Source organism: Streptomyces sp. CA-278952, assembly GCF_028747205.1.
Classification (GTDB): Bacteria; Actinomycetota; Actinomycetes; order Streptomycetales; family Streptomycetaceae; genus Streptomyces.
On sequence record NZ_CP112880.1, the window covers coordinates 3,726,165 to 3,750,245 of the forward strand.

General features: G+C 68.1%; 14 protein-coding genes and 1 pseudogene. 12 read left to right on the forward strand and 3 right to left on the reverse strand.

Features of this window, described 5'->3' with window-relative positions; genetic code table 11:
• Positions 1–38: 38 nt before the first annotated feature.
• Positions 39–881 carry an NAD(P)-dependent oxidoreductase gene (locus N7925_RS16635; protein ID WP_274344302.1) on the reverse strand — a complete coding sequence of 281 codons (843 nt, stop codon included), beginning with the start codon at positions 879–881 and terminating at the stop codon, positions 39–41.
• 300 nt (positions 882–1,181) lie between these two features.
• Between N7925_RS16635 and N7925_RS16640 the strand changes: the two genes are divergently transcribed.
• The 6 genes from N7925_RS16640 (at position 1,182) to N7925_RS16665 (ending at position 6,236) form a co-directional block, all read left to right on the forward strand.
• On the forward strand, positions 1,182–2,411 hold the full coding sequence (locus tag N7925_RS16640; RefSeq protein WP_243314528.1) for a helix-turn-helix domain-containing protein: 1,230 nt from the start codon (positions 1,182–1,184) through the stop codon (positions 2,409–2,411).
• Between the two features lie 283 nt (positions 2,412–2,694).
• A complete protein-coding gene (locus N7925_RS16645; protein WP_111381863.1) occupies positions 2,695–2,913 on the forward strand; it encodes a hypothetical protein in 219 nt (72 codons plus the stop codon).
• Positions 2,910–3,119, forward strand: a complete 210-nt coding sequence (locus N7925_RS16650; RefSeq protein WP_274344303.1) for a hypothetical protein — start codon at positions 2,910–2,912, stop codon at positions 3,117–3,119. Before N7925_RS16645 ends, N7925_RS16650 begins: the two co-directional genes overlap by 4 nt.
• Before the next feature lie 97 nt (positions 3,120–3,216).
• Entirely contained in the window at positions 3,217–4,449 is a 1,233-nt protein-coding gene (locus tag N7925_RS16655) for a hypothetical protein (protein WP_274346487.1), read from the forward strand.
• 108 nt (positions 4,450–4,557) lie between these two features.
• The gene (locus N7925_RS16660; RefSeq protein WP_274344304.1) at positions 4,558–5,880 is read left to right on the forward strand and encodes a UDP-glucose dehydrogenase family protein; all 1,323 of its coding nucleotides are present in this window, start codon (positions 4,558–4,560) and stop codon (positions 5,878–5,880) included.
• A gap of 26 nt (positions 5,881–5,906) precedes the next feature.
• Positions 5,907–6,236 (forward strand): MazG-like family protein, encoded by a 330-nt coding sequence (locus N7925_RS16665; protein ID WP_274344305.1) that lies wholly within the window; start codon positions 5,907–5,909, stop codon positions 6,234–6,236.
• Positions 6,237–6,768: 532 nt separating this feature from the next.
• Here N7925_RS16665 and N7925_RS16670 read toward each other — a convergent pair.
• Together N7925_RS16670 and N7925_RS16675 are read right to left on the reverse strand one after the other, a co-directional pair.
• Positions 6,769–12,924, reverse strand: a complete 6,156-nt coding sequence (locus N7925_RS16670) for a hypothetical protein (RefSeq protein WP_274344306.1) — start codon at positions 12,922–12,924, stop codon at positions 6,769–6,771.
• An 83-nt stretch (positions 12,925–13,007) separates the two neighbouring features.
• Positions 13,008–15,284 carry a hypothetical protein gene (locus N7925_RS16675; protein ID WP_274344307.1) on the reverse strand — a complete coding sequence of 759 codons (2,277 nt, stop codon included), beginning with the start codon at positions 15,282–15,284 and terminating at the stop codon, positions 13,008–13,010.
• A gap of 279 nt (positions 15,285–15,563) precedes the next feature.
• Between N7925_RS16675 and N7925_RS16680 the strand changes: the two are divergent.
• From N7925_RS16680 to N7925_RS16705, 6 genes and pseudogenes are all read left to right on the forward strand, one after another.
• Positions 15,564–15,680: pseudogene (locus N7925_RS16680) on the forward strand (DNA-binding protein); the annotation flags it as partial.
• 376 nt (positions 15,681–16,056) lie between these two features.
• A complete protein-coding gene (locus N7925_RS16685) occupies positions 16,057–16,518 on the forward strand; it encodes a hypothetical protein (protein ID WP_274344308.1) in 462 nt (153 codons plus the stop codon).
• Positions 16,515–17,168 (forward strand): hypothetical protein, encoded by a 654-nt coding sequence (locus N7925_RS16690; RefSeq protein ID WP_274344309.1) that lies wholly within the window; start codon positions 16,515–16,517, stop codon positions 17,166–17,168. Before N7925_RS16685 ends, N7925_RS16690 begins: the two co-directional genes overlap by 4 nt.
• 3 nt (positions 17,169–17,171) lie before the next feature.
• Positions 17,172–21,959, forward strand: coding sequence for a putative T7SS-secreted protein (locus N7925_RS16695; protein WP_274344310.1), 4,788 nt, complete (start codon positions 17,172–17,174; stop codon positions 21,957–21,959).
• Positions 21,960–21,964: 5 nt separating this feature from the next.
• Positions 21,965–22,339 (forward strand): hypothetical protein, encoded by a 375-nt coding sequence (locus N7925_RS16700; RefSeq protein WP_274344311.1) that lies wholly within the window; start codon positions 21,965–21,967, stop codon positions 22,337–22,339.
• A 332-nt stretch (positions 22,340–22,671) separates the two neighbouring features.
• Positions 22,672–23,628, forward strand: a complete 957-nt coding sequence (locus N7925_RS16705) for an IS481 family transposase (protein WP_274344312.1) — start codon at positions 22,672–22,674, stop codon at positions 23,626–23,628.
• Positions 23,629–24,081 lie beyond the last annotated feature (453 nt).

Consider the following 24,081-nt stretch of genomic DNA (forward strand, 5'->3'; position numbering starts at 1 on the left):
GACCTGTCTAGGTGCCGGGTGCCCTCAGCGTGAACGAATCAACGGCTCTTCTCTGACCGGAGCTGGGAGAGGGTGTGCACGACCGGCAGGTCGAACTGGTCCTTGTCCTGCTCCCAGTAGGCGAGCACCCGAGCCGTGGCTTCGGCCATGTCCGTGGGCAGGTCAGCCGCGCGGAGAGTATCGGTGACCTCTTCCATCTCGGGCGCCCAGCGCCAGGCTCGGGCTGCCACGCTCGGTAGATACTCCGGATCGGAGAGGATCGCGGAGATCATGACCTCGGCTTCGGCTGTGAGCTGATCACCGACTCCATGGGCGTCGGCGAGCGCGTGAGCGACTCCGGCGAGGGTGCGGGCGGCCTTCTGGTAGCTGGCAAAGGCCATCTTCAGCGCGGAAGCGGAACCGAGTGTGTCCCCGACGCGGCACACGTGCAGCGCAGATTCCGTGAACAGCGACGCCACCAGCTCGACGGCAGAGTCGGCCCCTGCGAGATAGAGCCGTGTGGCACGCCCCTCGCCTGGCGGCTGACCGAAAACGGCACCGTCGACAACTGCGGAGCCGGGGCGGATCTCGTCAGCGATGCGCCGTACGCGTTGAGGGCTGATGGCGTTGACATCGGCATACACCCCCGCGAAGCCGTGCGCGGCCACCGCCGCCGCAACGTCCTCCGCCGCCTGCGGTGGGCAGACTGAGAGAACGACTGCGCTTCGGGACAGCGCTTCCGCAAGCGAGTCGCAGGGCGTGGCACCAGCCTCCCTCCCGCGGAGCCAGGTGTTCTCACTGCGGCCCTTGGTCACCGACAGCGCCTCATGGCCGCCGGCGACGAGCTCGGCGGTGATCGCCGCGCCCATGGTTCCAGGGTGGAGGACGGTCACGGTGATCACTGGCTGCCTCCGGCGGTGCGCGACGTGGAATGTTCCTCATCCTCATGATCCGCTGTCGCTCGGCGCCGGCGGCTTCGGGCTCAATGCCTGATGGCAGTCCGGGCGCTGATGGCGGACAGAAGTGCCTCCGGTCTCGGACTCGCCGTTCAGGACGGGACAGCGGTACACGGGCCGCGGCCCCGACTGTCCTTGCAGCTCGTCTCACGCTGAAGCCGCGTCATGGGTACCGTGCAGGAGACGAACTCTGTACGGACAGACCGGCGGTCGCGCCGGATCGTCCGGCGGCTGGGAGGTGTCCTGATGCTGGAGGAAGCCGAGGAGATCGGCAAACGCGCTCGCAGGGCGAGGCTGCGACTGGGCATGCCGCAGGCCGACCTGGCGACGGCCCTCGGGAAGTCGCAGGGCTGGGTGTCGAAGATGGAGCGTGGACTGATCGAGCTGGACCGGGTCGGCCTGCTCAACCAGGTGGCCGCAGAGCTGCACGTCCATCCGAACGACCTGATCGGACGCCCGTACAGCAGCTCCCCCGACGACAGCCAGTGGCAGATCGCCGCCTCGTCGATCCTGCGCGAGCTGCGTCGCTACGACCTCGTTCCCGTCTTCGACGGGGATCCCCGACCGGCCTCACAGCTATGGCGTGAGGTGACCCGGCTACACCGCCTGCGGGACACCGCCTCCAACGTCGCGATCCTCCGAGTTCTCCCGGACCTGTTCCGGGAAGCGCGCGCCCTGGCGGAGGACTCGGACGGGCACGAGCGGGAAGAGGCGTATGCCGTCTACGCCGTGTGCTGCAAGTTCGCGCACACCGCCGCGCACGCCCTCGGACACCCGGAGCTGGTGGCCATGGCGTGCGAACGGGCCGCGTGGTCTGCCAGGTTGTCGGGAGATCCGGTGCTGCCTGCCGTCGCCGACTGGATGCGCGTCTGGGACATGTGGGCGACCGCTGACTGGGCCGACGCTCTGACCCTCTCGGACAAGGCGATCGCCTCGGTGCAACAGCCTTACGAGCAGGGTGATCCGCTGGCCGTGCGGGCTTGGGGCACGCTTCAGCTTCGGGCGGCCATCTCCGCCGCTCGTGCCAACCGTCCATCGGAAGCGGAGGACCGGATCGGACACGCAAAGGACGCGGCGGAACGCATGGACGCGTACGTCGGCGCACCGGTGTATGACCGGCATTCGCTGACGTTCTCCGCCGGAAACGTGCAGATCCACGCGATCAGCGTGGCCCTGGAAATGGGCAAGCAGAGCAAGGCGCTGGAGATAAACCGCCGCACCAGCCCGGGCTTGGTCGGGGCACTGCCCAACTCCCGTCAGGGACACCACCACATGGACGTCGCACGAGCCTGGCTGTGGGACGGAAACCGGGCAAAGGCCCTCACCGAGCTGGAGACGGCTGAGCGGATCGCGCCGCAGCTCGTACGGAACCATCCCATCGCCCGTTCAACGCTTCGCAGCATCGTCTACGCGGAACGAGCAGCCACGAGGGAGAAGCTGCGGCACATGTCCGACCGCTTTCACCTGGACGGATAGGGGTCGTATTCCTCCGGCTCATATTCGAGGCCCGCGCTGTCCCTAACTTCGGGGCATGACGCGACGACGTTCTTCTCATCTTCCTTCGCAGGGAACCGAGTTAGGTACGGCAGCACCCTTCCGCCCACTGCTCGGCGACCTCGCCACGGACAGCGCTCGCGATGGCCGTGTCGGGGTCGTGGTCGCCCTCCCCGGCGAGGGCTCCGCCACGACGTACCACCTGCGTCCGCCTGGGGGCGGGGCCCCGTGGTCCGCGCCCGCCGACGGGACGACGCTCAGTCCCGTGCCGGTGAGGGCCACCCACGCCACGCTCTCGGCCGGACGGGACGCGGTCTACGACCCGAGGGCCCGGCAGGGATCGGTTCCCATCGAGTTCCACCTGGATGACGGCTCGACCCTCGATGGCGCGCTCATCCTCACCTCTGCCGAGGTGGAGTGGCTGCACCAGCAGATCAGCCGCCTCGTCGACGCACACGAACGCGCCATCGGCGGCACCCCGTGACCGAGCCTCGGCGACGCCACGCCCGAAAGGCCGCGCCGCGCTCCGTACGCCCCGAAGGCGGAGGCATCGCGCTCATGCTTCTGGCCGTCGCCGGCCTGGTGGGACCGGCCTGGGCACTGCGTGAGCAGGCCGCCCCGCTCCTCAACGGCCTCGGTCATCAGCCCGCCGCCGTCTCGGCGGACGCGAGCCCGCCCTCCGACCACTGACTCCGCTCCGCTGTCCGGGACGTTCACCCCACGCTCCCGGCAAACGGAGCCTGCCATGCACCCGGAACATCCAGGCGTGATTCTCCAGGGAGAGATCGTGGACATCCCGTACATCGTCATCGACCAGCTCACCCCCGACCAACAGCAGGTCTGGAAGACCTACTTCGGCGACGCCGACCGACCCCGCTACATCGAGGAAGGCATCTGGCGTCGTACGCAGGAGAAGGCCACGGCTGACCAGAGCGGCTGGACGGCCGCCGACGACGCCCGGCGGCGGATTATCCACTACCGCTACCGGTACGGCCTGGTCCCCACCACCGCCGCGCCGGCCATCGGCCTGACCGACCTGTACCTCTACCACTCCGCTACCGCTCCTGCGGACGAGATCGACGCGCACCACGACGCCCTCTGGGACTCGCTCGCCACCGGCGGCTGGAAGGAGGCTCCCGGTGGATTCTTATGGACACGTCGGGATCTGAAGTGCCGGATCACCGAGCACGACGTCCACCCCCAGGACGCCGCTGCGGGCCGTACTCTCCCCGTCGGCTACCGGAGCCTGGACGTGCAGATCGCCTCGGTGTCCTACGCACCGCCGCCCGCTGTCCGGCAGCTGCCGTGGAACGTCCTCTCCACCGGGATCAGGTCCAAGGACCGCCCCGGTACGCCGACCCGCGTCCCGGACCTGTCCGTCCTCGCGGACCTGCTGCCGTTCCAGGTGGAGATCGGCTGCGGTATGTCGGTCGAGGCGGGTATCCCGCCCCTGCACCGTCTCCACGAGATCTACCGGGTCACCGACCGCCAGGGCCACGAACCGCGGGAACACCGCTTCACCCTCTCCCCGACAGCGGACACCCTCCTCCACGAGCTGCTGACAGAGCCGGAGGAGAAGGCGGCGGAATTCGTGGAGATGTTCCGCGCATGCTTCCTGGCCGAGCCGACCCCGGCCATGTGGGCGCTCAAGGAACTGAAGGACGCCGGGCACCTCGTCGGTCCGGTCATCACCAACAACTTCGACGTGCTCGCGGCGCGCGCCGGGCTCGACGAGTGCTTCATGCGCCGGTACGACCAGGCCGTACCCGATGTCGAGTGGGTGGACGGCGCCAAGGCCCTTCTCGTCGTCGGCCTGCACGCCGACCGACGCAAGGTCCAGGCGCGCGCCCGCGCTCGCGGCATGCAGGTCGTCTACCTGGACCCGGAGGGTTTCTGGCGCGACGGCCAGTTCCTGCCCTACCCCCTGGAAGGGCCCCAGGACGGCGACCTGGTGTGCCGGGCAACCGCCGCCGAGGCACTGCCCGCTCTCGTCAACCTGCTGAATCAGCATGCTGGTTGATTCACCTGCACGAAGAGGGCCATGCCGGGTGTTGGCGCTAGCGTGACGCACCCGGCCGGCCCGGACTCCTCTGGGCGGGCGAGAGGCAAGGAAAGGAGCGTCGACCCCATGCGCGTATCCGTCATCGGTTGTGGTCACCTGGGCATTCCCCACGCCGCTGCCATGGCCGAGATCGGCCACGAGGTCATCGGCGTGGACCTGGACCAGGCGAAGATCGACCGTCTCAACGCCGGTGAGTGCCCCATCTACGAGGACGGCCTGCCCGAACTCCTCAGCACCCACACCGCCACTGGACGCCTGCGGTTCACCACCAGCCTCGCAGAGGCAGCCGAGTTCGCCGACATCCACTTCCTGGCCGTGGGCACGCCTATCGACGCGGATGGACGAAGCTACGACACCGGGCAGGTCTTCGGCGCAGCCCGCGCCCTCGCCCCGCACCTGACCCGCCCGACCGTCATCGTCGGCAAGTCCACGGTCACCGTCGGCACCTCTCGTGACCTCGGTGCTCTGCTCGCCCGTCTCTCCCCGGCCGGTGAGGACGTGGAAGTCGTTTGGAACCCGGAGTTCCTGCGCGAGGGCCACGCCATCGACGACACCCTGCGCCCCGACCGGATCGTCGTGGGCGTCCCCTCGGCCCGCGCCGAGGACGCGGTACGCCAGGTCTACGCGCCCCTCCTGGCGAACGGCATCCCGCTGTTCGTGACCGACCCCGCCACCGCCGAACTCATCAAGGGCGCCGCCAACGCCTACCTCGGCATGAAGATCTCCTTCATCAACGGCGTCGCCGACATGTGCACCGCCGCCGGAGCCGACGTCCAGCAGCTCACCGAGGCCATCGGCCTGGACCCCCGCATCGGACGCGGCGGGCTGAACGCCGGCCCCGGCTACGGCGGCGGCTGCCTCCCGAAGGACGTCCGCGCCTTCACCGCCTCCGCCCACACGCTGGGCGCCGCCGAGGCAGCTACCATGCTGCGCGCTGCAGAGGAGGTCAACGAATCCCGCCCCACCGCCGCGCTGAAGCTCATCGAGCAGACGCTCGGCCGCCCCGTCGACGGCGTACGCATCACCGTCTGGGGCGCTTCCTTCAAGGCCGGAACCGACGACGTCCGGGAATCCCCGGCCTTGGCGATTGCAGCGCTCATGCACCAGCGCGGCGCGACCGTCACCGTCCACGACCCGCACGCAGTGCCTACTGCACTGCGCCGCCACCCGGAACTCGACTACTGCGAAGACCTCGAAGCCTCCCTCAGGGCCGCCCAGTTGATCGTCGTGGCCACCGAATGGCCCCACTTCCGCGAGGCCGACCCCAAGGCCCTCGCCCCTCTGGTCGCGGACCAGGTCCTCGTCGACCTCCGCAACCTCATCGACGCCGAGGCTTGGCGCATGGCCGGATGGACCGTACGTCAGCTCGGACGACCCGCACAGGAATAGCCGAACCCATCGATCGGAGGTCCGACGTGGACACCCTGTGGGACAACATCGAGAAGCTCTCCGCCGTCTACCGAGCAGCCGGCGCCCACCTCCCCGACGAAGAACTCAAAACCCTCCAGGTCGGTAAGGTCGCCGAGGAAGCCGGCGAGGCGATGCACGCCCTCCACGGCCTGAAGGGCCTCACGACCTGCGGCGACGACCACGACTGGTCCGAGGTCCAGAACGACCTGGTCGGCGCCGTCATCGCAGCGCTCTTGGCGATGCACTACATCGGTCCTACGGGCGCCCGCGCCACCTTCGACGAGATTTTCCACCGCCGGACGCGCAGGGGCCGCGAGGCCGCTGCGGCGGCCTGACGGCCTTCGGACGTGGTCGTCGACCGCTCCAGGTGAGCGCGGTCGACGGCCACATCAGACCCACAAGTTGCGGCAGGCACGTGCTCCCAGCGCGGTAGAACTTTCCCTACTTCATCAAGGCATCCGGCTCTGGTTGGGCCCGGGCTCCTGCCTTCGGTCCCCTCGGCGCTGCCGCCGTCAACGCCCGCCAGCAGTAGGTAGACCAGACGGGCATGAGCCGAGAACTGAGCCCGTGCAGTCACCACAGCGCCTCCGAGGTGACGCCGAAGCGCTAAAAAGTCAGAGATCTCAGAACTGAGGCCCTAGCAGAACGCCTGACAAAACGCTCAGAAACGTAGTTGCCTGCCTTGCTATTTGGTCGAGAGGAAGAGGTCAGCACTCAACGCCATGCCCGTCATTGCTAGCCACAGCTGTGCAACCAGCTAGAATCGCATCGATTCCCAAGTCTAGAACTTGAGTTCGATTTTCGCCAGCCGCTCTCATGTGAGGTCCCAGGTCGTCGGCCTGGGACCTCATCGTCGTGTAGATCTGATCAGGAGTTAGTAACCCTCGACCAACAGGAGAGCAGCACCGGTTCAGGGCTGTGCAGACCGGTCGTGTCCACGTCGAAGACCTGGAGGGCGCGAAGGATCCGGATGGCGTCGGCGGCTTCCGGCCCAGGGTCCAGGCCGGCAGCGCCGACGGCTGCTTCCAGGTCCTCGAACGGCAGGCCCTGCTCTGTCATGAACTCCAGCACAGCGGTGAACGCCGACCATCGGAACGTCTCCGGTACGAGACCCACCTGGGCCAGGAAGTCGGCCGCGCCCTCGATACTCTCCAGCCGACCGCGTACGGACTTCAGGGCAGCGCCCTCCGAGTCGCCGCGGGATACCTGTTCGGAGAGTTGGTCGACGAGCAGCGGCCAGCCGCCCGTGGTCTCCGCCACCCGTTGCAGCGCCGCCTCCGACGTGAAGGAGTTCTGGTCGAGGGACCAGGTACGCAGCCCGTGTCGGGTGAAGCGCCGCAGTGGAACGACTCCCACGCCGGACGTCTGCTCGTCCGACAGCAACGAGGCCCACAGGGTGAGCTGCTCCAGACCTGCCACGACCACGGCGGAGCGAGTGACCCCCGGGCCGTCCGGCAGTCGGGTGGTCGCCAGCTCCGGGGAGATGAGGCAGGACTGCTCGCCGGGGGACTTGACGGTCAGGTCGGAGACTACGAGCCTGCTCATCCCCGGCTCGCCGCCGACGAGCTCACGCTCGAAATCGGCCCTTCGGGCCACATGCGGCATCTTCCAGCCGGTGGTCTCAGCGATCTCGCGCAGCCCCGTGGTGACCCGGTTCACGCCGGTGGCGGGAGAGCCGAGTACGATCCGAGCCAGGTTCCGGCGGCCCGGTTCCGAACCGGAGACCTGCCTGCCTGGCAGGATGTCCGCAATCTGTGCGGCGGTCAGCGGACAGTGCGAGTGCGACTTCGCGGACTTGTGCCGCGTCTCCAGGGCTGTCAGCCGCTCGGTGACCTGCCGACTGGATGTGTTCTCCAACTGCGCGTCCACGTCCTCCAACGTTCCGATCATGCTGAGGGCGTTGGCGCTTCGCAGATGCCAGCCCCGGTGGTCCGGGTCGGGGGCGAGGACGCCGAGGCCCTCCATCTCCGTGAGGTAGGCGCGGAACTGGTCCGGGTCCAGGTCCCTGAAACCCTCCGCCCACCAATAGGTGCACTCGTCGCGCAGTTCGGCGTGGGTCATCCGGGCGTCGATGCCGTGGTGATGAGCGTGATGCGCCACCACGTTTGCGATCATGTTGTACCGGGAGTCGAGCCGCAGGGTGTCATGGAAGGCTGCGGTGATGCTCCGCTGGAGGTCCTTGTCGGACTGTACGCGTTCGACGTCGTCGCGGGCGATGAAGTGCAGCGGCCCCGACTTCGTCTCCCGCCTCTTGGCGTGCATGGTCTGCACAAGCCGGTGCGCGAACATCTGGAGCAGGAACGGCTGATACGAACAGTGGCCCAGGATGCGGTGCACCAACTGCGGTTCCAGGAACTGGTATCCAAGGGCGGCCAGCGGTTTCAGCAGCAGGTTCGCGGCGTCCTGGGGCTGGAGCGGGCCGATGACCGTCGGGTGCTGCGAGAGGTGGCTGAACGGATTGTTCGCCGCGAGGGTGGCGTATCGCTGTACCGAGTGGAGCCCGGCAAAGACGATCTTGACACCGTCGTTGGTCTCGGAACTGAGATCACGCAGCCGCCGGGTCTCGGTGAACCTCGGCGAGTCCGACTCGAAGAAGCCGTCCGCCTCGTCCAGCATGATGAGCATCCGCCGACTGCTGTCGGCCTTCAGCCAGGTCCTGATGCCGGTCAGCACGTTGTCGTAGGTCAGGGTAGCGTCGCCCCGTACACGCTTGGGCAGCGGAAGGGCGTCCTCTTCCAGCAGCCTGCGCCCGATGAGATTCCACACGGCCGAGGACTGGGCACTGGTGCCGTTGTAGGTGGAGTCCAGGCTGAGGGCCATGCTGATGTGAGCCGTGGGCGCCTGCGCGGTGAACTTCCGGCCCGCTTCCTTCAGCAGCGCTGACTTGCCGAGCCCCCGGCCTCCGAACACCACCTGGTTGCCCACCGGGTTCTGTACGGAGCCGAGTTCCTCCAGGCGTCCGAAGAACATTTCCTCGGCCACCCGGCCGCGCTTCTCACTGACGTACGGATTCACGGCCGAGAACGGCAGCAACACCCGCATCGCCGGGTCGAGCAACTGGTTGCCCCGGGCGGCGAGATAGGCGAGGGCCGCATCGTCCAGCACCACCATGGGCCGGCGGCCGACGCTGAGCGCGGCCAGCGATGTCCGGGCGTGCGCGGAAAGGGTGCCAAAGTATGCGACGAGCAGGCTCTCCTGGCTGGGGTCCTGTTGCACACGGGCCATCAGCGCCTCTGGAGTCGGCTGGCCCCACGCGAGCATGACCCGCAGCCTGCCGCGCAGGGCGGACCCGAAGGACGGCACCAAGGCTTCTCCTGTGTACCGGACCTCCTGGAGGTCCAGAAAACGGTGCTCGGGGGTCGTGCTGCGCTGGCGGTCACGTTGCGGTTTGCGCAGGCTTCGGTATCCGATGAGACGGAGCGCCGGCATCAGCAGGTTCTCCTCACTCAGGCCCTCCGTCCTCCTTACGCCCCGTCGTGAGGCCATCTCTCGCCAGCCTGCGAGGCCGTTGGCCGCCTGATCGGTGAACTCCTGGGACATGGCGGAAAAGTCGAGTGCGTCAAGGTTCTGGAAGCGCTGCCGGTCCCGTACCGCCCGAATGAGTTCCTCGGTGATGCCCTGGGGCAGGGCATCGGGTACCGAGGGGAAGAAGGCGTTCAGCGGGTGATCCCCGTAGCGCGTGTCGGGGATGCTCTCGCCGTTGGAGAGGTGGGAGATCAGCTCCTCAGCGGTCAGCAGATCGCCGTCGTCGAGTAGGGGAGTCACCCGTGCGGAGTCCTCGGCCTTCAGACCGGGGATCTCCATGAGCCGCGCCCGCAGCTTGGCAGTGGCCGTCGCATGAGCGCGTTCAAGCTCCTCCGACAATCCGCTGAGCCGCCGCCGTGCGGAGGCGAGGTCGGATTTTGTGGTCACCGCGGTTGCCTGAAGGCGTTGCTCGAAGTCGCGCTCCTCCTCTTCCTTGAAGACGCCGTTGACGCGCGTGCGGCGCAGCGAGTCCTCCAGTACGCGCCGCTTGTCTTCTAGAGCGGCCGCCGTGTGGCTTGCCGCCTCCCCCACCGCGAGGTGCACACTCTCATCGGCCAACTCTTCGTGGCCGTTCGGGCCAGGCGGCAGGAGGCGCATCTCGGAGAGACCCAGGAGGTGAGCCGCGAGGTCGAACCGTTCGGCCGCCCGATGGCTGTCGATGACGTCCAGCCACGACCGTCGGGCGCTCTCAATGATTCTCTCGGCGGTCAGTTCAGGTGGAATCACGCGTCCCGTCGCCTCTTCCACCCGCACGCCGGGGAGCTTGAAGAGGTCCATGCCCAGGACGACTTCCGCCGGATACTCGGCGGGATCGAGCCGCGTGTCGCCCGACAGCAGATCGAAGGTGAGCCTCAGCGAATCCGCTGCCGCTCTCATGGCGGCCTGGGTGTAGGCGTCATCGGCGAGCGACTGCGCCGCCAAGTCGTCCAACACCTGGTCGCGCAGAGCCAGCACGGCCGCGCGCATCGCCTGGACCTGGTCGACGCTCCAGTCGTTCGCTCCGACGTCGAGCGCGCGAGCCGCGACGACCCACTTGTCGACCGAGCGCAGTCGGTCGTGCATCAGCCGAAGCAAATTCTGCCTGGCGGGGCCTTCCAGTCGGCTCCTGTTGGATCTCATCAGCCTGCGGTCAACCTCGTTGAGTTCGTCCTGGAGTGCAGACCCGTTGGCCAGCTTCCGCACGCCGTCCGCGACCTCGTCCAGGCCGTCCCTGTGGTCGTCGGCGGCCCGCTGGAGCAGGCTGCCGATGAGTCCGGAGGGCGCGAGCCAGAGCCGGGTGATTTCGGTGGCCCGGTTGAACCGGATGCGGGGCAGTTGGTCCAAGCCCTGTTGGCATTCCTCGCGGGCCTCCTGGAGGGAGCGTTCCAGTTCGGCCGTGCCGCGCGCCAGGGCGAGCGGCGGGGAATGCAGCAGCATGGACTGAAGCGCGCACCGGGAGACCTCGTCGGCCACGGACACGAGGCTCGGCGGCAGTACGGCGGCCACCTGCTGAAGCGGGGCACTGGTCTCAGCGTCCCCGGTCACGAGTACGACCCGCAGCAGAGCGGCCGTTACGAGAGCCGCGTCGGGGCGGCTTCGGACGAGGGAGTCGACGTCGATCCCGGCTAGTTCGGCGCGTACCCGCGATGCGCACTCTCCGCTGGAGGAACGCAGCGCGATGGCGTACCCGGAGATCCGCAGGGCGGCGGAACGGAATACGGGTTCGGCGTTCTGCTCGGCCAACGCCGCGGCGGCTCCGTAGCGGTGATCGGCCACCAAGGGGGCAAGGACGGCCTGCGGGGCACCCGACCCGAGCGCTGTGTCCGTCTTCACGGCCGGATGCGGGCGCTGCTGTGGCAGGTGGGCGCTCGAACCGGGGGGCTGCGCGGAAGCGGGGGCAGGGGGCGGGGGCCGGTGCCGCCCGGCAGTGAGCAGCGAACCGTCCGCGGCTTCGGTAGAGCGGGACGGCGCTTCGGGCTGTGCAGAGAGCTCGGCGGTCTGCCGGTTCTCCCCCGGGGTGGGGTCACGGCGCGGTCCGGATGCGACGCCACGGTCTGCGAGGGCCCCGGCCCTCTGCGGGCCAGGCTCCGTCGTAGGGGGGCTCCCCTGTGGGTGCGGGGCGGAGGTGTCAAGGCCGCCGTGAGCCCGTGCGGCATCGCCGTCGGCTGCTTCGCTGGGCTCGGGCTCCGCTGCCGTTCCCCCTCCCGCGGCCGGCTCCACCACCGCTCCTGCCGCTCCGTCCACGGTCGTGTCCTGGGCTGGCTCCGAGCCGGTACCGGGGGAGGAGGCGAGATCGGCGTCCGGGGCGGGCCCGAGAGTCAGATCCCCGCACTGCGCTGCCAGCACGAGGAATGCGGGGGCCTTCGCTGATATCTGCTGGAGAAGCCCGAGGATCTCGGCCGAGCGTTCCTCGCCGCTGTGGGCAAGTTCCACCATCGTCAGTAGAATCCCGAGGGCCTCGGCGTCCGACTTGTCCTGCTGGGACCAATCGGCTCGGGCCAGCAGCGCACGGGCGGCCTCCCGGGCTTCGGACACGGCGGTGGACAAGGCGGAAGCGGACCCCGGCTCACGGCGCAGCCCGTCGACGTCGGCAAGCCGGGTGCGCAGTGCTTCGGAAGCGAGCGTCTCGGCCACCGACACCGCGCGTTCGCGCAGGCTGCCGAGGTTGGGCGCAGGCTCTGCACCGAAGGTCCTGAATCCAGCCAGCGCGTCATCGAACGCCGCCGTGAGCTCGTGGAGCGAGACGAGGTCCGCGTCGGCCGGCCGGCTCTGCGCGGACACCGAGCCGGCAACCCGCCGAACCGGCTCGCGGGCCGCCGTCAGCGCCCGTTCCACTCGCTCGACGGCTACGGTGAGCGCGGCGGCGTCGGGCCGGAGCCCTACGCTCCTGTCGTGGTCCACGGGCTCATGTAGGGGCGTCGTCACGGCCGGTTCCGCGCCGGAGCCGGTGGAGTCGTCCTCTGCTCGCGGGGGCTGTGGCACCGGGGCGAGCTCCACCACGCGTCGGGCGGCCTCACGCACCTCCGCAACCGATTTGACCGGCAACCCGTCCGTCATCCAGGGCTGGTCAAGGGCCCAGAGCCACAGCGCCCCGTCCTCCTCGCTGACCTGCAGATGCGCCCACCCGGCCAGCCGAAGCAGGCCCGGGCTCCAACGCCGGGTGAGCGGCTCACCCGAATCGGCTGCCATCAGGAGGTCGCTCAGGAGAGGCTGGGTCAAGTGGCTAGCCACATGGCGCGAGTTAGCAGAGGCCGGATCCCGGCTCATCCGCGCGAGCACATCACGGCACAGGGCCGGGCTCACGCGGGTTCCCGCCACCGGGATCCGTAGCGCGCCGAGGATGTGGCGTCGCCACTGCATCGGCGTCGAGTTCAACGCATGTTCTATGTCAGCCTGTTGAAGCTGTTCGACGGCCGCGCCGACCGGCGACGGCAGAGCACGGAGCGCCTGGGCCAGCGCTTCCAGGGCGTCGGTGAGAGCCGGGGTGTCCGACGCCCCCTCCACCACGGAGAACGGCATGTCCGACTCTCCGCACGAGTGCATTCCACGACGGGGTGATGTCACACAAACTCCTGCGAACTGAATTGCTGGGGAGCGACCGTTCAGCGGCCCCGTTGATGCGGCCGTACGTAGGTGTAGCCGGGGGGCAGCTCAGGGCTGCCGACGAGGCCGAACCTCAGAAAGTCCTGTCGGAACAAGCGTCGCTGTTCCGCGCTCGCTTCGTACCCCAAATGGCCTATGTAGCGTAAAGACCCCGGCACATGGTGTACGGCCTTCGCACGGACCTGCGAATCGTCACCCCCCGTATCCCCGTGGCCTCGGGGACGGCCCTCCACCACCTGTGGTGCGTAACAGAGCAGTTCGACGATGCGTTCTCCGAGTCGTGTCGGATGGTGCGGTCGCCCGTCGTCGCCGCGGCTGCCCGGCAGGCTGGTCAGCGCCCCGGCCGAAAGCAGTTCGGCCACCGCCGCGTCCACCAGCTCGACCGTGGGGTCCTGCGGGGCATCGGTCATGACCAGAGGCAGGACGGGGGCCAGAAGTTCACGGGCCAGCATGGCCCGGCCGACGACATCCAGCAGGCCGAACCTCCGTACCGCCGTCATAACCAGCCACCGGGTTCGGTCGAGGGGTGTGTCATCCAGTGGCCGCTGCCGGGCACCGTCCCTTGTACGCACTCGCTGGTCGTACCGGTACTCGATCGACTCCCCGTCAACTGTCTTCGGCCGGAGCAGCGCGGTCGTCCGCGCCTCCACGGTCCGGCTGCCGCGCTGCCAGGAGAGGTCGAGCAAGATGCCGGGGAAGCAGGTGGACGGCCAGTGCAGTCCCACGAGCCATCCCTCCTCGTCCATCCGGACATGCTGTACGCAGGACGGCTGACCGTCGTGCTCCAGGTGGAAGATGACGTCCGGGCTCGGACCCGAACTCGGTAGCAGGCCCGATCCGTCGCGTGGTGCGCGGCCGGGCGGTTGCACGGCGCCCTGCCTGGTCGTCACAGCCAGAGGCATCGGCAGGTAACCGCCCTCCAGTTGTCGAGCGCGCAGGGGCTGCTGCCACTCCAGCCGGTCCGGCCCCTCATGAACCAGTACAGATCCCCCGAGGTCGGGCTCGTCCGGCCACAGCATCCCTGGGTGCGAGTCTCCGGGCTCCGGCTCCACCACGGGCACCACCGGAACCTGGCGCTCTCTGCATTCCGCCCAACCCCACCCGGTCGGCTCCTCCGAGGCCCCCCGGAGCACGTCCGACGCCGAACCGGCCCCCACGTGCTCGGCCCGCCACACTCCGCCGCCCTGCCAGCGGTCGTCGAGGGCGACCCATACGCCGGTGGGCAGCAGGCCCGTCCTCTCGTCGGCCTCACGCCGTACGTGGTCCATCAGTACGGCGTTGGCGTGGAGGACGGCCGAGGGGTACCTCGTGCCCCGCATCAGCCTGCCGGCCTCGGGCAGGGAACACAGTGCGGGCCCGAGGGCGGTGTAGACCGGCCGCCTCCGCACCGCTGTCCCGCGACTGACGATCGGCGCCGCGCCGCGGGCCACGGACCGAGCGAGTGTCTCCAGGGCGTCACGTCCCAGCGGCCCATCATCGGCGAGACGGTCCGCCATCGAGGCGCGAGTGAAGGCGTACTCTCCCCACAGGCGAATCCCCGGCAGCGACGCGAGAGCGCGCCGGACCACGTTCACAAGGTTCCGCAGCCCCGCCTCCCTGTCCTGCGAAGTTGCACCGGGAGGCAGCAACAAGGGCAGTGGCATGGGGGCGAGGGAGCTGTCCAGCTGCTCCCTGCCGCGCGTCATGAGATAGCGCAGGTAATACGACGTGTCGTCTAGGTCGCTCTGGGGCAGGCCGTCGTCGGACCGTTTGTACAGACTGTTGACGACCAAGGACTCGTGCGCGTCGAGAGTGCCGCGGCGGATCAGCCTGTTCAGGCGTGCAGCGGAAGCAGCCAGCCCGGGCCCGAACGCGTCGGCGTCGAAGACAAGTCGCTCGCGCAGCGAGGTGGCCTTCGCCCCGTCGAACTGGTCCGGCCCTTGTGCGCCGGCGGGGGCACCCGACAACCAGCCCGGTATATCGCCCTCGGCGCCGAGTGCCTCGTGGGCGCCCTCCTTATATACGATCTCCGCAGGCAACAGATCACCGCCGGTCCGCACGTTGATCATCGCGCCGACCGGTAACGCCGCCATCTCGTCACCGAGGGCGACCGAGGGGAAGTCACCGATGTCCAGTGGCCCGCCTGCGTATCCTGCAGTGTCCGTGTCGAAGCCGAAGTACACGGCGTTAAACGCGACTGCGACGTGGACGGGAGCGGCTCGCCGCTCGACGAGAGCAAGGAGATATCGACGCAGCCGCGCTTCGTCCGCCGGCTCGCTGGCTCCCGGCCGGATCATCCAGGGAGTAATCAGCGGAGGGTCTATGTAGGGCCGCCAAACCCCGTCCGAAGTCCCCTCCGACGAAGCTCCGGCCACCGGTTTTCTTCGCATATGCCCTCATACTCACGCCTCGCCGGAGGAAAGGAAAGAGCCTGGACTCGCGCATGTGCTCCTCTGGCCGCCCAAGGAGACTCGGGTCACAGTTGACCAGGTCGTCACGGCAGGGGGCGATCCAGCCGCGGGCGAACAGGGTGCCCTTGGAAAGCATGACCAGAAACCCAAGGCACATGCATGCCCATCGGCGGAACGGCCCCCGAGGTCTCTCGCCAGCCGAATCGGGACGCCCTCCTCACGCCCGACAGCGACGACATGACCAAACTCTGTCGCTACGAGATTCGCATCATCCCTCTTTGACACGCCGGCCCACCCCTAAGCACACCGCCTGACAGGGTCCGCTGCATCGCCGCCCTCGTGCCCCGTCCGTGCCCAGCAGAGCGGACAACAGCGGTCAGATACGGCTCCCAAAGACCAGGACCCATCCACCTGCAACAGACAAAGGTGCAGGTGAGGGCAGCTCTACCTACCCAAGCACCGTTGATTCCCAAGCCCAGAGCGCGAGTTCGATTCTCGTCACCCGCTCTTTGATGAAGGCCCTGGTCAGCGACCGGGGCCTTTTTGCGTTCGGTGCTGGCCTGCGGTGGCGGCTGGAACCAGGTGGTTGCGGGTGGGCGTGGTGTCCTAGCGTGTGGGGAAGTGAAGAGTGACGACTTGCGTACGGGGGAGGCTTCAAGTGGGTGACGGGGCGGCGCTGGCGGATCGGATATACGAGCGGCGGGCCGGGGTCGGGGATCCGCGGGCTCTGGTGGGTGAGCTGCGGCGGTCGTTGGTCCTGGTGCCGTTTGACGGTGGCGGGCTCTGGACCGCCGAGTTCGGTGGGGTGCGGTGGGTGTGCGGGTTCACCGATGAGGCGGCGTTGGCCCGGTTCGCCGAGGCCCGGACCGCTGTGGACGGGGTTGGGGCTGCGGAGCGGGCATGGGAGTACGCCGTGTTCCGGGGTGCGCGGTTGCTTGACGAGGTCATTCCGGCCATGGGAGTGCCCGCCGGGGTCGCGGTGAACGTGGCCGATCCGGACGGGTCGATGTTGTTTCCGCCGGTGATGGGGATCGTGCCGGATGCCGTCGCCGTCGATGCGGACGCACCCGATGCGGCGGCCGTCGATGGGCAGGGCCGGGACGGGGGGTCGGGTCGATGAGCGGTGGCGGTGCGGAAGACCTCGACGTCGATCCGGTCAGTGTCCAGAAGATCACCACCGGGCTGCGGGAAGCCGTGGCGGAGTTGAAGGAGATCGGGAACGGTACGGGGGCGGTGCTCGGCAAGGGGCTTTCGGACCTGTCGATGACCGGGATGGAGGCCGGGCACCACGGGTTGTCGATGGACTTCGAGGACTTCTGCGAGCGGTGGGAGTGGGGAGTCCGGGCGTTGGTCCAGGACGCCAACGCGATCGCGGCGAAGCTCGGGCTGGCCGCGGGGATCGTGTGGGAGGAGGACCAGTACGTCCAGGGCACCCTCAAGATCGCCGTCAACGCCGGCATCGGCAATCCCCATGCGCCCGAGGACGACATCGTCAAGCAGAACTGGGGCGATGTGTTCACCCCGGACTACCTGAGCCCGGACTACAGCCGCGAGTCCTTCGAGCGGACAGCCGACGAGGCCGGACAGACCTGGAAGGACACCGGGCGTGCGCTCGTCACCGAGGGCAACGGCGGCCGGCAGGCCGACCAGCTCAACGAGATGCTCGGCGTGGACCAGGAGGCGTTCGACCGGTCCGTGGACGACACGTTCGGGCCCTCACCCGAGGAACGCGCCCGGCAGCAACAGGAGCAGGGCGGCGGGGGAAACTAGGTCATGGGGTTCGGGGATTTCGTCAGTGACATCACGCCCGATGTCGTCGAGGACGCGGTCGAGGACGGCGTCGAGTGGGCCGGTGACCGGGTCCAGGACGCCGGGAACTGGACCGGTGACCGACTCGACGACGCCGGCTGGAAGTCCGGGGCGGACTGGGTCCGGGAGAAATCCCGGTCCGTCGCGAACCGGATGGGCGCCGAGGTCGACGAAATGGACCTCGGGCAGACCGAGGACAAGACCAAGCTCATCTACGGCAGCCCGTCCGAGATCCGGTCCACCGCGACCCATCTGCGGAAGTTGCAGGGCTCGTTCGACAAGGTCGGCGGCGGGCTCAAGGGGATCGACTCCTCGGCGCTCAAGGGGCAGGCTGCCGACGCCTTCCGGGGCTCGGTGTCGATCGAGCCGCCCAAGTGGTTCAAGGCCGCCGACGCCTTCGAGAAGGCCGCGGGAGCGCTCGACTCGTTCGCCGGGACCGTGGAGTGGGCGCAGGGGCAGGCGCAGGCCGCGATCGACAAGTGGAAGGCCGGGACGAAGGCGTCGGAGGAGGCCAGGGACGCGTACAACGAGAAGGCGGACACGTACAACAAGGCCGTCGACGTCTACAACGCCAAGCCCTCCGACGAGCGTGATCCCTCCACGCTGCCGCCGAAGCCGGGCACCTTCAGCGACCCGGGCACCGGGCGGATGGAGGAGGCCCAGGAGCTGCTCGCCGAGGCCCGCAAGCAGCGCAACACAGCGGCCGATACCGCCCGTGCAGCGGTGACGGCGGCCCGGGACTCCGCGCCAGCGAAGCCGCGGTACTCCGAGCAGGCCATGGACGGCCTCGCCGAGTACCAGGTCATCAAGACCCATATCGCGGGCGGCGTCGTCAAAGGCACCGCAGGGATCCTGAACTTCGCGCGCAGCGTCAACCCGACGGATCCGTACAACATCACTCACCCCGCCGAGTACGCGCTCGCGCTCAACAACACCGCCGCCGGGCTCGTCCGGGTCGCCAACGACCCCTGGGGCACCGGCAAGCAGATGATCGACGGGTTCATGAAGGACCCCGCCGAAGGGTTCGGGCGGCTCCTGCCCGACCTGGCCCTCACCGCCGCCACCGGAGGCGCTGGGGCGGGTGTCAAGGGGGCGCGGGTGGTGAAGGAGGCCGCCGACATCGCCTCCGACGCCCGCAAGCTGGAAAACGCCGCACCCGAAGGCACCCACAACCGCCCCGACAGCGAGCGCACCAGCGGGGGCACCGACCCCGTCGACCTCGCCTCCGGCCGCATGTTCCTGCCCCAGACCGACGTCAGCCTCCCCGGCGTACTGCCACTGGCATTCACGCGTCGCTTCGAGTCCGGGTACACAGCCGGCCGGTTCTTCGGCCCTTCCTGGTCCTCCACCGTCGACGAACGCCTGGAGATCGACGCCACCGGCGTCATCCACGTCACCGACGACGGACTGCTCATCACCTACCCCCACCCCGTTCCCGGTCTGCCCACTCGCTCGGAGACCGGCACCTCACGCAGCATTCTGAGCCGCGACGGTTCCGGCGACTACACGGTCACCGACCCCGCGACCCGGCTGACCAAGCACTTCGCCGGTCCTCTCGGAGCGGAGGGCGGCGAAGACGGCAGGGCCTGGCTCGTCCAGATCGCCGACCGGAACAACACCATCAGCATCGATCGCACCGACGACGGCACTCCGCAGCAACTCGTCCACTCCGCCGGATACCGCGTACACCTGACTGTGTCGGAGGACCAAGTCACGCGTCTCGCGCTGGTCACCGAGACTGACCGTGGCGAGACGATTGCGCTCGACACGTGCCCGAGTGAGACGGGCAGCGGCACAAATGCAACTCGCCTTCTGCGCTCCTACGAGTACGCGGACGGCAACCTCACCGCCGTCGTAAAACCGTCTGGTGCCCGCCTCCAGCTCCAGTACGACGACCGGCACCGCATCACGGCCTGGATCGACTCAAACAATCGTCGCTACGACTATGTCTATGACGAGCATGACCGGGTGATTGCCGAAGGTGGCGGAGCCGGCCACCTTCAAGTGACTCTCGCCTACGGTGAACTGGTCTCGGCCGGAAGCCACCGCACCACCACTCTGACCACCCCGGACGGCCGCACCACCCGCTACCTGGCCGGTGAGGGATGCCGGGTTGTGGCCACCACCGACCCTCTCGGCCACACCACCCGATTCACCTATGATGCGCTGGGCAATCGGCTGACCCACACCGACCCACTGGGCCGCACCACCACCTCCAGGTACGACAAGGAGGGGCGGCCGGTAGCCGTCACCCTGCCCGATGGCAGCGAACTCCGCACCTCACGCGACGCTCTGGGGAGACCGACGGAATTCTACGGTCCGGACAACTCCCGTTGGACCCAGGAGTTCGACGAGCACGGTAACCGCACAGGTATCACCAACCCGGCCGGCCGCACCACCCATTACGCCTATGACGACCTCGGGCACCTCGTCTCCATCACCGACGCAGTCGGTGAAGAGACCACGGTCCACTGCGACCCTGCCGGGCTACCGCTCAGGTACACCGACCCGCTCGGCGGTACCACCTGGTACCAGCGCGACGCGTACGGCCGCCCCGTGCTCGTCACGGACCCGCAGGGATCAGTCACAGCCCTGGGGTGGTCCCTCGACGGGCACCTCGCCCATCGCTCAGGCCCAGACGGCAGCACGGAGTCGTGGACCTACGACGGCGAAGGCAACCGGACCAGTCATACCGACGCCATGGGCCGCACCACCTCCTTCGAGTACACAGAGTTCGACCTGCTGGCAGCCCGTGTCGATCCCGACGGACGCCGCCACGAGTTCACCCATGACTCGGAGTTGCGCCTCACCCAGGTGGTCAACCCTCAGGGAGATACCTGGTCATACGGCTACGACCAGGCAGGTCGACTGGTCTCCGAGAGAGACTTCGACGGCCGCACGCTCTCGTACACCATCGATCCGGCCGGGCACATCACGGAGCGCACAACCCCGCTGGGCGAGACCATCACGTACGAACGTGACGTGCTGGGCAGGGTGATCCGCAAGGACGCAATGGGAGAGGTGACGACCTACGCCTACGATCCGTCCGGGCGACTGGTCCACGCGGCCGGCTCAGGTGGCGAGTTGTTCTACCAATACAACCGACTCGGCCAGGTCAAGACAGAGCTCTCCGACGGACGCGCGACCACATACGCGTACGACGCACTGGGCCGCCGCACACGACGCACCACCCCCAGCGGCCAACTCACCACATACTCCTACGACGCCGCCGGCCGCTCGACCGTCCTCACCGCGGGCGAGCGCAGAATCACCTTCGACCACGACGCGACCGGCCTCGAACGCAGTCGTTCCATAGGCGATTCCCTCACCATCGACTTCACCTGGGATGAAGCCGGTCGTCTCGCTTCCCAGCATCTCACCAGTGGCAACCGCAGCCTGAATCACCGCTCGTATGCGTACCAGGCGGACGGCCACCTGACGGAATGGACCGACGCCCTCCGCGGCCAGGCTCGCTTCGACCTCGACACTGCCGGTCGGGTCACCGCGGTCACCGCCACAGACTGGGCCGAGGAGTACGCCTACGACGCGCTGGGCAACCAGCTCTCCGCGGCCTGGCCCGAGAGGCACGCTGACAACGACGCGACGGGTGAGCGTGCATACGCCGGCACCCGGGTTCTACGAGCCGGCCACAACCGGTACGAGCACGACGCTGCGGGCCGCGTAGTGGTACGCACCAAGACCCGCCTGTCCAAGAAGCCTGCCACGTGGCGCTACACCTATAACGCCGGAAATCAGCTCACCGCCGTCACAACCCCTGATGGCGTCCGATGGAGGTATCGCTACGATCCTCTTGGCCGCCGAAGCCTCAAGGAGCGCCTTGCCGACGACGGCGTCACTGTGGCTGAACAGACCGCATTCACCTGGGACGGCACCATCCTGGTCGAACAGACCACCGTCCACCCCGGGCGGCTGCCCTACCCGGTGACGCTGACCTGGGATCATCAAGGACTCACACCTGTCGCCCAGACCGAACGGCTCACCGATGCCGCCGACCAGAGCGAGGTGGACGCACGATTCTTCGCCATCGCTACCGATCTGGTCGGCGCCCCTACCGAACTCATCGATGAAAACGGCGACATCGCCTGGCATTCCCGCACCACTCTGTGGGGGACCACGACCTGGAATTCGGACGCCTCTACCTATACTCCCCTGCGCTTCCCGGGCCAGTACTACGACCCCGAAACCGGCCTCCACTACAACCACCACCGTTACTACGATCCGCAGACGGCTCGGTACCTCACCCCCGACCCGCTGGGCCTGTCCCCCGCCCCCAACCCGGTGGCCTACGTCCACAACCCCCACACGTGGAGCGACCCCCTCGGCCTTTCGCCCTATCGCCCGGGTCCGCCCCAAGGAATCTCGCAGGAAACCTTCGACACAGCGGCCAGGATGTTGCGTGAGAGGGCGGGGCATCTCGGCGACGACATGGTCGTCCAGGGCAGTCGAGCCGGAGGAACGGCGCGCCCGGACTCCGACATCGACTTCGCCATTCGTGTCGACTCTGACAGGTTCGACCAGTTGGTCGGAGAGCGATTCGGTACACCCAACCCTGAAAGCGCCAAGGAGAGAACGATGCTGCACGCCATGGAGACAGGGAAGATCCAAGCGGGCGAAGCCGGTCTACGGAGTCTGAGGAAGGCGTTGGAGGCGCAACTGGGAATGGAGGTTGATCTGTCCATCATCCGCAGGGGAGGCCCGTTTGACAATCCCCCTTACATCAGGGTCCCGTGATCCCCATGAGCAGATACTCCTACTGCAAGATCCTGGTCGCGAACATCACGGTCGACGAAACGCAGCGCCTACTCAGCAGTCTCTGCGGTGGGGCCTTCGAGCGGCGCACGCTGACGGTTGGCGAGATGGAAATCGAGGTGCGTCGAAATCCTGACGCCCAAGCCGACGGTGTTCAGCCCGATGACTTTGTCCGGTGGCCTGTCCAGATCGAGACGGAACCGATGACGCCGCACGGCGAGACCACTGCGGTGAAAACCGTTTCACGTATTCTCGAAGCCCTCTGGGATGCACAGGCACAGGCCGTCGCAGCGTGTGACTTCGAGGATGAACTTCCCTGGATGGGAGGCATCCAGCGACTGCGGCAGTCCGACGACAGCTGAGGTTTCGGTGACGGGTGCGGTTCCCGGGAAACCGAACGAGGGCGCCCCAGTGCGCCCACCCATCGTTCTGCCCTGCTGGTATTCCCTGTCGCGCCAACTGGAGGGATCAAGGGCCTGTTGGCGCCATTCCGCGGCTACGCTGAGCGAAGAGCCACCCTATGGCCCTGGGGACCGAACGCCGCGATGTCGTAGCGGTGGTGGCCGGGGCGGCCTCGACACTTAGCATGCTAGGTGTATTGATCACGAGCGTTGTTAACGCTGGTGGGGCTTGATCATGACGAGGGCCCCCGTGTGTGGTGGAGGTGTCGAATCTTCACCGGACGGAGGCCCTCGTGTCCCACCGTAATGCCCGGCTGACTGTTCATGGCAGGCGGCTGCTCGTCGACCGTGTCTGTTCCGGTCGTCCTGTCGCGCACGTCGCCGCGGAGATGGGCATCTCGCGTCCCACCGCCCACAAGTGGCTCCGGCGATGGCGGTCCGAGGGTGAAAGCGGACTCATCGACCGCTCCAGCCGCCCGCACCGAACACCACACCGGACCAGTGCCGCAACCGAAGCCCGGATATGCCGCCTGCGCCAGGAACGCAAGCTCGGACCCGCACGGCTCGGGCCGGTCCTCGGCATGCCCGCCTCGACGGTGCACCGTGTCCTCACCCGGCACGGCCTCAACCGCCTGTCCTCCCTCGACCGGCCCACCGGCCAGGTCATCCGCCGCTACGAGCGTGAACGCCCCGGCGAGCTGATCCATGTCGACGTGAAGAAGCTCGGCCGGATCCCCGACGGCGGCGGCCACAGGACCCTGGGCCGCCAGGCCGGCCGCGCCACCCGCAGCAACGTCGGCTTCGACTACATCCACTCCGCGGTCGACGACCACTCCCGCCTCGCCTACAGCGAGATCCACCCCGACGACAAAGTCGCGACCTGCGCAGCCTTCCTGACCCGGGCCGCCGCGTTCTTCGCCGACCTGGGCATCACCCGGATCGAGCGCGTTCTGACGGAAAACGCGTGGGCCTACCGCAAGGGCCTGGTCTGGAAGCAAGCCCTGGCCGACATCGGCGCGACCGGCAAACTCACCCGCCCTTACCGGCCCCAGACCAACGGCAAAGTCGAACGCTTCAACCGCACCCTCGCCGACGAATGGGCCTACCAGCGGCCCTACACCTCCAACACCGAGCGCACAGCAGCCCTGGCAGACTTCCTGCACACCTACAACCACCACCGCTGCCACACCGCACTCGGCGGCCAGCCACCCATCAGCCGTGTGAACAACGCTGCGGCTCAATACAGCTAGGGCCGAGCCTCCGGACGTGGTGCCTACCATGTTCGCTCGTGCCCCGTCCGTGCCCAGCGGAGCGGACAACAACGGTCAGGTGCGGCTTCCACAGACCTCGGTCATCTAAGCCGTCTCACGGGAAAGCGCAGGTCAGAACCTCTTCGGTGGTCAAAGAACCGCTGATTCCCAAGCTCAGAGCGCGGGTTCGATTCTCGTCACCCGCTCCACGACTGAGGCCCAGGTCATCGACCCGGGCCTTGTTTGTTGTCTGGACCATTCCAGGCGTCGCGCACCAGATCCGGACCAGGTGGCGCACCCTCAGTACGGACCGGCCAGCCAGCGGCCGCGCCCCTCCGGCACCCGGCCTCCGCCGGGACGCCCCCTCAGGCGTACGGGCCTCCCTTCCGTCGCCTCGACGCCTCGCCCCGCCGCGAGAAACCGGGCGCCAGACGTCAACAGTTTCACCTCGCA

Coding starts and splice junctions, on each gene's coding strand:
- N7925_RS16640 (WP_243314528.1), top strand. CDS start 1,182: ATGCTGGAGGAAGCCGAGGAGATCGGCAAACGCGCTCGCAGGGCGAGG.
- N7925_RS16660 (WP_274344304.1), top strand. CDS start 4,558: ATGCGCGTATCCGTCATCGGTTGTGGTCACCTGGGCATTCCCCACGCC.
- N7925_RS16670 (WP_274344306.1), bottom strand. CDS start 12,924: ATGCCGTTCTCCGTGGTGGAGGGGGCGTCGGACACCCCGGCTCTCACC.
- N7925_RS16675 (WP_274344307.1), bottom strand. CDS start 15,284: ATGATCCGGCCGGGAGCCAGCGAGCCGGCGGACGAAGCGCGGCTGCGT.
- N7925_RS16690 (WP_274344309.1), top strand. CDS start 16,515: ATGAGCGGTGGCGGTGCGGAAGACCTCGACGTCGATCCGGTCAGTGTC.
- N7925_RS16695 (WP_274344310.1), top strand. CDS start 17,172: ATGGGGTTCGGGGATTTCGTCAGTGACATCACGCCCGATGTCGTCGAG.
- N7925_RS16700 (WP_274344311.1), top strand. CDS start 21,965: ATGAGCAGATACTCCTACTGCAAGATCCTGGTCGCGAACATCACGGTC.